Here is a 10,276-nt window from a genome sequence, read left to right on the forward strand (position 1 = left end):
TCCGGCGCAGCGTCGGGGCGGTGCGCCCGGTGCGTGGCGCGGACCGCGTCGAGATCGACCGCCCCCGCCCTGCCCCGCTGCCGCGGACGCAAACACTGGAGGACGAGGAGGCCGTGGAGCCGGTGCGCGCCCGCCCCGAGGCCGACCCGCTGCGCGCCGCCTACGAGGGCGTGGTGCCGCTGCGCGATACCGGCCGGGTGGCGCTCGAAACGCCGCTGCGCCACCATGCCCGCCACGGTCCCGGCATGCATCCCTCGCCGGCGCTGCGACCGGACGCGATCGTGCTGCCCGCGGACGCCGACGTCAGCGATCCGGCGGCGCTCTTTCGTGCGGTGGTGGGCAACGCGCGCCCGGTCGCCGACCGCAACCGGGTGGAGCTGGCGCGCCCGCAGCCGGCGCCGGCGCCGCTCAAGCGCGAGGAGGATGAACGCGCGGCGCTCGACGAATCGCTCGCCGCGCCGCTCACCTTCGAGGATCGCCTCGACATGGGCGACGAGGCGGCTTTCCTGCGCACCGGGCTGCCGCGCAGGGTGCTGACCGACCTGCGCCGCGGGCGCTGGGTGCTGCAGGGCCAGATCGACCTGCACGGCCTCACCCGCGACGAGGCGCGCGCCGCGCTGGCGGACTTCCTGCACGACGCCCTCGCCCAGGGCAAGCGCTGCATCCGCGTGATCCACGGCAAGGGCCACGGCTCGCCCGGCAAGGTCTCGATCCTGAAACAGCTGTCGCGCGGCTGGCTGGCGCAGCGCGAGGAGATCCTCGCCTTCTGCCAGGCCGGCCCGCACGATGGCGGCGGCGGCGCGCTGCTGGTACTGCTGCGCGCGCAGAACGCCGCGCCACGCGCCTGAACGCTTTCAGGCGCCTGATCCCGGCCGCGCGGCGCTCAGATCGCCGCTTCGTTGGTCTCGCCGGTGCGGATGCGGATGACCTGCTCCACCGGCGTGATGAAGATCTTGCCGTCGCCGATCTTGCCGGTGTGCGCGGCCTTCACGATCGCCTCGACCGCCTGGTCGACGATGTCGTCGGCGAGCACGACCTCGACCTTGATCTTGGGCAGGAAGTCGACCACGTACTCGGCGCCGCGATAGAGCTCGGTATGGCCCTTCTGGCGGCCGAAGCCCTTGACTTCGGTCACGGTCAGGCCGGTGATGCCCACCTCGGAAAGGCCCTCGCGCACCTCGTCCAGCTTGAACGGCTTGATGATCGCCTCGATCTTCTTCATCCGGCTTGCTCCTCTTTCAGAATTCGTCCTGGTAACGGGATGTTATCGGATAACGCCAATCCCTGCCGAAGCCGCGCTGGGTCACGCGGATGCCCACCGGCGCCTGGCGGCGCTTGTATTCGTTGCGCTTGAGCATGCCCACCACGCGCCGCACCTCGCCCTCCGGAAAGCCCGCGGCGACGATGTCGCGCGGCGACTCGTCGCGCTCCATGTAGGCCTGGATGATGGCGTCGAGCATGTCGTAGGGCGGCAGGCTGTCCTGGTCCTTCTGGTCGGGCTTGAGCTCGGCCGAGGGCGGACGGTCGATGATGTTCTGCGGAATCACAGGACTCACCGTGTTGCGCCAGTTGGACAGGCGGAAGACGAAGGTCTTGTAGAGGTCCTTGAGCACTGCGAAGCCCCCGGCCATGTCGCCGTAGAGGGTCGCGTAGCCGGTCGCCATCTCGCTCTTGTTGCCGGTCGTCAGGACGATCGCGCCGGTCTTGTTGGAGAGCGCCATCAGCAGCATGCCGCGGATGCGCGCCTGCAGGTTCTCCTCGGTGGTGTCGGCGGGCAGGCCGGCGAACTGCTCGGCGAGCAAGCCGGCGAAGACCTGCATCGCCGGCTCGATCGCGATCTCGTCGTAGCGCACGCCCAGGCGCGCCACCATGTCGCGCGAGTCGTCCAGGCTCATCTGCGCCGTGTAGGGCGAAGGCATCATCACCGCGCGCACCTTGTCGGCGCCGAGCGCGTCGACCGCGATCGCCAGGGTCAGCGCCGAGTCGATCCCGCCCGACATGCCGATGATCGCGCCCGGGAAGCGATTCTTGGCGAGGTAATCGTGCACCCCGACGCGCAGCGCCTCGTACACCTCGGCCTCGAGCGTCCGCGCCGGGGCCTGCTCGCCGCCCGACCAGGCCCCGGCGGCGTAGGCGACGATCGCCACGCGCTCGACGAAGCTGCCGAGCTGCAGCCCGAGCGCACCGCGGGCATCGAGCGCGAAGGAGGCGCCATCGAACACCAGCTCGTCCTGACCGCCCACCATGTTGCAGTACAGGACCGGCAGGCCGGTCTCGGCGACGCGCGTGCGCAGCACCTCCAGGCGCTGGGCCTGCTTGTTCATGTGATAAGGCGAGGCGTTGAGCGCCAGCAGCACCTGCGCGCCCGCCGCGCGCGCCGCCTCGGCGGGGCCGCGCTCCCAGACGTCGGCGCAGATGTTGAGCCCGAAGCGCACCCCCGCGCACTCGAACACGCAGGCCGTGCCGCCGGCCTCGAAGTAGCGCTCCTCGTCGAAGACCTCGTAGTTGGGCAGCAGGCTCTTGTGGTAGCGCGCCAGCACCGCGCCGTCGCGCAGGACCGAGGCCGCGTTGTAGCGCTCGCCGCCGTCCTCCACCGGGTGGCCCAGTACCACGGTGACCCCCTGCGCCGCGGCGGCGATGCGCTCGACCTCGCGCGCGCAGGCGCGGTAGAAATCCGCCCGCAGCAGCAGGTCTTCGGGCGGATACCCGGAGAGCGCGAGCTCGGGCGTGAGCATCAGCTGCGCACCGGCCGCGCGCGCTTCGTCGAGCGCGGCGATGATGCGGTCGGCGTTGCCGACGAGATCGCCCACGGTCAGGTTGAGCTGGGCGACGGCGATGGAGACGGGGGCATGGGCATGTACGTTCATGGGGCGGAACTATACCGCTTCGGCGAAGCTCCACGACAGGCCACGCATGCGCCGCGTCGCATGCTTGCACACGCCCTCGCGCGGGCGCGGCCCCACGCCCTCCGGGCCGGGCGCCCTCGCCCCCGCGCGCGAGGGCATCCGCGGACCATCGACCACAAACCCACAGCCAGGGTGTGCAAGCCTGTGGACAAGTCGTGGACAGCGCTTGCAAGTGCCTGTCGCGGCGACGTATCGTCGCACTGCACAAAAAACAGGCAGCCAGCTCCGCCGCCACACCCCCAAGCTCCATGACCCAGCCCGACGGATTCCGACTCTTCCCCGCCATCGCCCGTATCGACGCACGCCAGTGGGATGCCCTGGTCGACGCCAGCGCCGCCAGCGCCGCGCCCTGCGTCCGCCACGCCTTCCTGCGCGCCCTCGAGGAGAGCGGCTGCGTGGGCGGGCGCAGCGGCTGGACGGCCACCCACGCGACCCTTTGGCGCGACGGCAGCTTGTGCGCGGCCATGCCGCTCTATCTCAAGGCGCACTCCTGGGGCGAGTACGTCTTCGACTGGGCCTGGGCAGAGGCCTACCAGCGCCACGGCCTCGACTACTACCCGAAGTGGCTCGGAGCCGTGCCGTTCACGCCGATTCCCGGGCCACGCCTGCTCGGTCGCGACAATGGCGCACGCCGGGAACTGCTCGCCGCGCTGCTCGGGCAGGCGCGGGAGAGCGGCCTGTCGTCGCTGCACCTGCTCTTCCCGCTCGATAACGAGCGCGCGCTGCTGGAGGCCGCCGGGCTGATGATCCGCGAGGGCGTGCAGTTCCATTGGGAAAACCCGCCCGCCAGCGCAAACGAGTCCGAGCCCCCGGGAGCCGGTGCAGCGTGCTCCGTGCCGCCGCGGCGGTGGGCTGGCTTCGAGGACTTCCTCGCCAGCCTGGCGGGCAGCAAGCGCAAGAAGATCCGCCAGGAGCGCCGCCGCGCCGCCGCGCACGGCCTCCACCTGCAGTGGCTGGACGGCCACGAGGCGCGGGACGAGGACTGGGCCTTCTTCGCGCATTGCTACGCTACCACCTACGCGCTGCACCGCTCCACGCCCTACCTCAACGCGGATTTCTTCGGGCGGCTGGCTCACAGCATGCCCGAGGCCGTGCGCCTGCTGGTCGCGCGCCGCGACCGCCAGCCGGTCGCCGCGGCCTTCTTCCTGTGCGATCGCGAGGCGCTGTATGGGCGTTATTGGGGCTGTGTCGAGGACCTGCCCTTCGTCCACTTCGAGCTGTGCTACTACCAGGCCATCGAGTATTGCCTCGAGCACGGGCTGGCGCGCTTCGAAGGCGGCGCCCAGGGGGAACACAAGCTCGCCCGCGGCCTGCTCCCGGTACGCACCTACTCGGCGCACTGGCTTGCAGATACGCGCTTTCGCGGCGCGGTGGACGACTGGCTGACGAGGGAGCGCGCGGGCGTGGGTCACTACCTGGACGAACTCGCCGAGCACAGCCCGTTCCGCCACGACACGGATGCCCCGGGCAGTGCAGGAACCGGGCCGAATGCGGACGCCGCACGCGCACCACCCCCGCAACGCTGAGCGCACCCTCCGGCGGCGACTCGCGTCAGCGTCCCTGCAAGCACCCCTGGATGCGCGGCAAGGCGAGGTAATACGCGGTGATCGTCTTGGCGTCGGTGATGCGTCCGGCGCGGATGGCCTGCTCCACCTCGTCCACCCGCAGGCTCAGCACCTCGAGGAACTCGCCTTCATCGAGTGCACGCGCCGCCTGCCACAGCCCGCGGGCAAAGAAGACCTCGATGCGCTCGTCCGAGTAGCCGATGCAGGGGTGCATCACCCCGACGTATTCCCAATGGGCCGCGGCGAAGCCGGTCTCCTCGCGCAGCTCGCGCCGCGCACACGCAAGGATATCCTCACCGACGTCGATCTTCCCGGCGGGCAGTTCGAGGAAGGCGCGTTGCAGCGGATAGCGGAACTGGCGCTCGAACACAAGCGCCCCGCTCTGCTCCAGCGCCACCACCACCACCGCACCCGGATGGCGGATGTATTCACGCACGCTGTGGCTGCCGTCCGGCAGCTCGACGCGATCGCGCCACACCTTGAGCAGCGCGCCCTCGAAGACCGGCTCGCTCTCCAGCGTATGCTCGTGAAGGGCGTCGTGCCCGGCCCCGCTCACGCGCGTCCCTCGGGCGTGTGGCGTGCCGGACGCCACAGGTAGGCCCAGGCGAAGCCGGGAAACGCGAACACGACGAAGAGGCAGAACGTGGTGGCGTAGAACGCCCAGCCCTGCTCATAGACCCGCCCGTGGGACTGCGCCTCGATCACTGCGGCGAGCGCGCCGACGAAAAAATAAAGCAGGACCAGTTCGACAAAACGCCAGCCGAGCCCCTTGCGGGCACCGGCTGGCGGCTTGCGGACGAAGAGGATGCGGTCGAAGACGAAGGGCAGGTTGGCCATCGTGAAGGCGATGGCCAACAGCAGGAGGACGCCGGCGTCCGCACCCACCACCGGGTCAGAGCGAGCGCAGCAGCGCGAACGCGCACAAGGACATCAGCGCCTGCGGGGCGAGCCCCAGAGCCGCGATCGCGAGGCCATTGGCCGAGAGCATCACGCGCACTTCGGGCGCAGCGTGGATCGGCGACTCATCGACCGGATCGTCGAAGTACATCACCTTGACGACGCGCAGGTAGTAGAACGCCCCGATTACCGACATCACCACCGCCAGCACCGCCAGCCAGAAGTAGCCGGCCGCGACCACCGCCTGCAGCACCGACAGCTTGGCGAAGAAGCCGATGAAGAAGGGGACGCCCGCCATGGAGAACATCACGAAGAGCATCATCAGCGCGTACCACGAGCTGCGCTTGTTGAGCCCCTTGAAGTCGTCGATGTTCTCGGCCTCGAACCCGGCGCGCGACAGCAGGATCAGCATGCCGAAAGAGGCCAGGCTCATGATCACGTAGGAGATCGCGTAGAACATCGCGGAGCTGTAGGCATTGAGCGCGAAGTGGCGATCGCCCTCGACCACGCCCGAGAGCAGGCCGAGCAGCATGAAGCCCATGTGCGAGATACCCGAGTAGGCCAGCATGCGCTTGATGTTCTGCTGCGCGATCGCGGCCAGGTTGCCCAGGACGATCGAGGCGGCGGCCACGAGCATCAGCATCATCTGCCACTCTTCGGCGATGTCGAACAGCGCCCAGATCAGCAGGCGCACCGCCATCGCGAACGCGGCGAGCTTGGGCGCGGTGGCGATCACCAGCGTCACCGCGGTGGGAGCGCCCTGATAGACGTCGGGCACCCACATGTGGAAGGGCACCACGCCGAGCTTGAAGCAGATACCGGCGACCAGGAAGACGAGGCCGAACATCAGCACGTTCTGGTTGGCGGTCTGGTTGTAGAGCGCCTGCGCCACACCCGAGAACTCGAGCGTGCCGGTCGCGCCGTACACCATCGACATGCCGTACAGCAGCAGGCCGGAGGCGAGCGCGCCGAGCACGAAGTACTTCATCGCCGCCTCGGTGGAGCGTGCCGAGTCGCGATCGAAGGCGACCATCGTGTACAACGCGAGCGACATCATCTCGAGGCCGATGTACATCGGCAGCATGTGGTTCGCCGTCACCATCACCATCATGCCGAGCGTCATCAGCAGCGCGAGCAGGTAGTACTCGGGCTTGTCGATCTTGCGGTCGGCGAGATAGCCGCGGCCGTAGAGCAGCGCGATCGCGGTGGAGAAGTAGATCATCAACTTCAGCACGTCACCCAGCAGGTCGCTGATGAACAGGTTGCTGAAGGTGAGGACCACCTCCCCCTCCATCGTGAAGATCGTGATGAAGGCCGCGACGATCAGCGTCGCCTGGGTGAGCAGGTAGGCCAGGTTGCGGGCGATGCTGCGCGCGAAGGTGCTCGCCAGCATGACCACCAGGGCCATCACGGCCACGAAGATCTCGGCCGCTGCGGGGTAGAAGTCGGGGACGACGAAATTCATCTTCTGACCAGTCCGTAAAGTGTCTCGTGCGCTCGCGCCGGGCAGCGCTCAGAGCTTGCTCACGGCAACATGCCGCAGGAGTTCATTGACCGAGGCGTGCATCACTTCGGTGAAGGGGAAGGGGTACAGGCCCATCGCCAGCACGCACACCGCCAGTACCGCGAGGAAGGCGAACTCGCGACCGTTGATGTCCTCGAGTTCGGCGACGTGGGGGTTGGCCACTTTGCCGAACACCACTCGCTTGTACATCCAAAGCGAATACGCGGCGCCGAGGATCAGGGTCGTGGCGGCGACGAAACCGATCCAGAAGTTGTACTGGACCGCGCCGAGCACCACCATGAACTCGCCGACGAAGCCGGAGGTGGCCGGGAGGCCGGAGTTCGCCATGGTGAAGAGCATGAAGAAGGCGGCGAACTTGGGCATGGTGTGCACCACCCCGCCGTAGTCCGCGATCTGGCGCGAATGCAGGCGATCGTAGAGCACGCCGATGCACAGGAACATCGCGCCCGAAACGAAGCCGTGGGAGATCATCTGCACCAGGGCGCCCTCGACACCGAGGCTGTTGAACATGAAGAAGCCCAGGGTGACGAAGCCCATGTGCGAGATCGACGAGTAGGCCACCAGCTTCTTCATGTCGGCCTGGACCAGCGCGACGAAGCCGATATACACCACCGCGATCAGGGAGAGCGCGATCACCAGCGGCGCGAGCTCGTTCGCCGCGTCGGGCACGATCGGCAGCGAGAATCGCAGGAAGCCGTAGGCGCCGAGCTTCAGTGCGATCGCGGCCAGCACCACAGAGCCGCCGGTGGGCGCCTCGACGTGGGCATCGGGCAGCCAGGTGTGCACCGGCCACATCGGCACCTTGACGCCGAAGGCGACCAGGAAGGCGAGGAAGATGAGGATCTGCGGCTCCATCGGCAGCGGCAGCTGGTGCCAGTCGAGGATGCTGAAGCTGCCACCCGACTGCATGAACAGGTAGAGCAGCGCGATCAGCATCAGCAGGGAGCCGAACAGCGTGTAGAGGAAGAACTTGATCGCGGCGTACACCCGGTTGGCGCCGCCCCAGATGCCGATGATCAGGTAGAGCGGGATCAGCGAGGCCTCGAAGAACACGTAGAAGAGCACCGCGTCGAGCGCCGAGAAGATGCCGTTCATCAGGCCCGACATGATCAGGAACGCGGCCATGTACTGCGCGACCTTGTTCTGGATCACCTGCCAGCCCGCCACCACGACGATGATGGTGATGAAGGCGTTGAGCAGCAAGAACAGCACCGAGATGCCATCGACCCCGAGGTGGTAGTTGATGTTGAAGCGCGGCACCCAGGACTGCAGTTCCACGAACTGCATCGCGCTGGTCCCGACGTCGAAGCCCGTGTAGAGCGGAATCGTCACGACGAAGCCAGCCACGGCGACCGCCAAGGCGAGCATGCGCGCCAGCGGAGCGTTGCGATCCGAGCCGGTCGCGAGCACCAGCAGGCCACCGATAATCGGTACCCAGATCGCCAGACTGAGGAGAGGAATGTCCGTCATCGTTGCTTTCCGTTCAGTGCGCCGCGAGCGGCGCGTTCGATCTTGTTATGTGATTCCGTCCCTGCGTGCCCGTCTCAGCCCCGGTTGAACCAGTAGGTGAGCAGCACGAACACGCCGATGATCATCATGAAGGCGTACTGGTACAGGTGACCGGTCTGGAAGAGGCGCGACATCTGCGCCATCCAGCCCACCAGGCGCGCGGAGCCATTCACCGCCACGCCGTCGATCAGGGCCTGATCGCCCGCCTTCCACAGGCCGCGTCCGAGCAGGCGCGCACCGGCGGCGAGGAAGATCTCGTTGAAGCGATCGAAGTAGTACTTGTTCTCGAGCAGCGTGTGGATCGGCTTGAAGGTGCGCTGGATCGCAGCCGGGATGTCCGGACGCTTCATGTAGAAGAACCAGGCAAGCCCAACGCCACCCATCGCCAGCCAGAAGGGCGCGGTCTGCAGGCCGTGGAGCGCCATGCCGAACGGGCCGTGGTAGTTCGCTGCCATTTCCTTCAGGCCGACGTGGTTGTCACCGACGAAGATCACCCCCTTGAACCACTCGCCGAACAGCATCGGATCGATGGTGAAGAAGCCGATCAACACCGAAGGCACCGCCAGCAGCACCAGCGGCAGGGTCACCACCCAGGGCGACTCGTGCGGCTTTTGGCCCGGCGCCAGACCATGGTGGTGGTCCGCCGAGGGCTCCTCGTCGTCGTGGTCACCATGGTGATCGTGGTTTGCATGGTCATGCGCCTTGCCGAAGCGCTCCTCGCCGTGGAAGACGAGGAAGTACATGCGGAAGGAGTAGAACGCGGTGATGAACACGCCGAGCAGCACGCAGAACAGCGCGTAGCCGGAACCGCCGATCGTCGAGGCATGCACCGCCTCGATGATCGAGTCCTTCGAGTAGAAGCCCGAGAAGAGCGGGAAACCGATCAGCGCGAGCGAACCCAGCAGCGAGGTGATCCAGGTGATCGGCATGTACTTGCGCAGGCCGCCCATGTTGCGCATGTCCTGGTCGTGGTGCATCCCGATGATCACCGAGCCGGCGCCGAGAAACAGCAGGGCCTTGAAGAAGGCGTGCGTCATCAGGTGGAACACCGCGGCCGAGTAGGCCGAGACGCCGAGCGCGACCGTCATGTAGCCGAGCTGCGACAGCGTCGAGTAGGCCACCACGCGCTTGATGTCGTTCTGCACGATGCCGAGGAAGCCCATGAACAGCGCCGTGGTCGCACCGATCACGAGAACGAAGGACAGTGCGGTGTCGGAGAGCTCGAACAGCGGCGACATGCGCGCCACCATGAAGATGCCTGCGGTCACCATGGTCGCCGCGTGGATCAGCGCCGAGATCGGGGTCGGGCCTTCCATCGAGTCGGGCAGCCACACGTGCAGTGGCACCTGGGCGGACTTGCCCATCGCACCGATGAAGAGGCAGATGCAGATCGCTGTCAGCAGCGGCCAGCCGGTCACCGCCATCTCGGTCACGGAGAGTTCCTTGGCCTTGGCGAACACCTCGGCGTAGTCGAGGCTGCCGGCGTAGGCGGCGACGAGGCCGATGCCGAGCAGGAAGCCGAAGTCGCCCACGCGGTTGACCAGGAAGGCCTTCATGTTGGCGTAGATCGCCGTCGGGCGCTCGTACCAGAAGCCGATCAGCAGGTAGGACACCAGGCCAACCGCCTCCCAGCCGAAGAAGAGCTGGAGGAAGTTGTTGGACATCACCAGCATCAGCATCGAGAAGGTGAACAGCGAGATGTAGCTGAAGAAGCGCTGGTAGCCGGGATCTTCCGACATGTAGCCGATGGTGTAGATGTGCACCATCAGCGACACGAAGGTCACCACCAGCATCATCATCACCGTCAGCGAGTCGATCAGGAAACCGACCTCGAAGTCGATGCCGCCCGCCTGCATCCAGGTGTAGATAGTGCC

9 protein-coding genes are annotated in these 10,276 nt (G+C 67.2%); 2 read left to right on the top strand and 7 right to left on the bottom strand.

Annotated features, from left to right (window positions below; genetic code table 11):
* On the top strand, nt 1-848 hold an 848-nt coding region (locus tag C667_RS15710; RefSeq protein WP_004368817.1), incomplete at its 5' end, for a Smr/MutS family protein.
* 35 nt (nt 849-883) lie between these two features.
* Here C667_RS15710 and C667_RS15715 read toward each other — a convergent pair.
* Together C667_RS15715 and C667_RS15720 are read right to left on the bottom strand one after the other, a co-directional pair.
* Complete coding sequence (locus C667_RS15715; RefSeq protein WP_004304463.1) at nt 884-1,222, bottom strand: P-II family nitrogen regulator; 339 nt, start codon at nt 1,220-1,222, stop codon at nt 884-886.
* Nucleotides 1,223-1,238: 16 nt separating this feature from the next.
* Complete coding sequence (locus C667_RS15720; protein WP_004368833.1) at nt 1,239-2,867, bottom strand: NAD+ synthase; 1,629 nt, start codon at nt 2,865-2,867, stop codon at nt 1,239-1,241.
* Nucleotides 2,868-3,154: 287 nt separating this feature from the next.
* Here C667_RS15720 and C667_RS15725 point away from each other — a divergent pair, with 287 nt between their 5' ends.
* On the top strand, nt 3,155-4,432 hold the full coding sequence (locus C667_RS15725) for a GNAT family N-acetyltransferase (protein ID WP_004368835.1): 1,278 nt from the start codon (nt 3,155-3,157) through the stop codon (nt 4,430-4,432).
* A gap of 25 nt (nt 4,433-4,457) precedes the next feature.
* Here C667_RS15725 and C667_RS15730 read toward each other — a convergent pair whose 3' ends face one another.
* The 5 genes from C667_RS15730 to nuoL all read right to left on the bottom strand — a co-directional run.
* Nucleotides 4,458-5,027: an NUDIX domain-containing protein gene (locus C667_RS15730; protein ID WP_004368837.1), complete on the bottom strand. Its 570-nt coding sequence runs from the start codon at nt 5,025-5,027 to the stop codon at nt 4,458-4,460.
* A complete protein-coding gene (locus C667_RS15735) occupies nt 5,024-5,356 on the bottom strand; it encodes a DUF2818 family protein (protein ID WP_039921807.1) in 333 nt (110 codons plus the stop codon). Before C667_RS15735 ends, C667_RS15730 begins: the two co-directional genes overlap by 4 nt.
* 7 nt (nt 5,357-5,363) lie before the next feature.
* Nucleotides 5,364-6,833: an NADH-quinone oxidoreductase subunit NuoN gene (nuoN, locus tag C667_RS15740; RefSeq protein WP_004368841.1), complete on the bottom strand. Its 1,470-nt coding sequence runs from the start codon at nt 6,831-6,833 to the stop codon at nt 5,364-5,366.
* Between the two features lie 48 nt (nt 6,834-6,881).
* On the bottom strand, nt 6,882-8,363 hold the full coding sequence (locus C667_RS15745) for an NADH-quinone oxidoreductase subunit M (protein ID WP_004368842.1): 1,482 nt from the start codon (nt 8,361-8,363) through the stop codon (nt 6,882-6,884).
* 74 nt (nt 8,364-8,437) lie between these two features.
* Nucleotides 8,438-10,276, bottom strand: a 1,839-nt coding sequence (gene nuoL, locus C667_RS15750; RefSeq protein WP_004368844.1) for an NADH-quinone oxidoreductase subunit L, incomplete at its 5' end; no start/stop codon positions are given.

It is taken from the genome of Thauera phenylacetica B4P, from assembly GCF_000310225.1.
Taxonomy (GTDB): Bacteria; Pseudomonadota; Gammaproteobacteria; order Burkholderiales; family Rhodocyclaceae; genus Thauera; species Thauera phenylacetica.

Coding starts and splice junctions, on each gene's coding strand:
- C667_RS15715 (WP_004304463.1), bottom strand. CDS start 1,222: ATGAAGAAGATCGAGGCGATCATCAAGCCGTTCAAGCTGGACGAGGTG.
- C667_RS15720 (WP_004368833.1), bottom strand. CDS start 2,867: ATGAACGTACATGCCCATGCCCCCGTCTCCATCGCCGTCGCCCAGCTC.
- C667_RS15725 (WP_004368835.1), top strand. CDS start 3,155: ATGACCCAGCCCGACGGATTCCGACTCTTCCCCGCCATCGCCCGTATC.
- nuoN (WP_004368841.1), bottom strand. CDS start 6,833: ATGAATTTCGTCGTCCCCGACTTCTACCCCGCAGCGGCCGAGATCTTC.
- C667_RS15745 (WP_004368842.1), bottom strand. CDS start 8,363: ATGACGGACATTCCTCTCCTCAGTCTGGCGATCTGGGTACCGATTATC.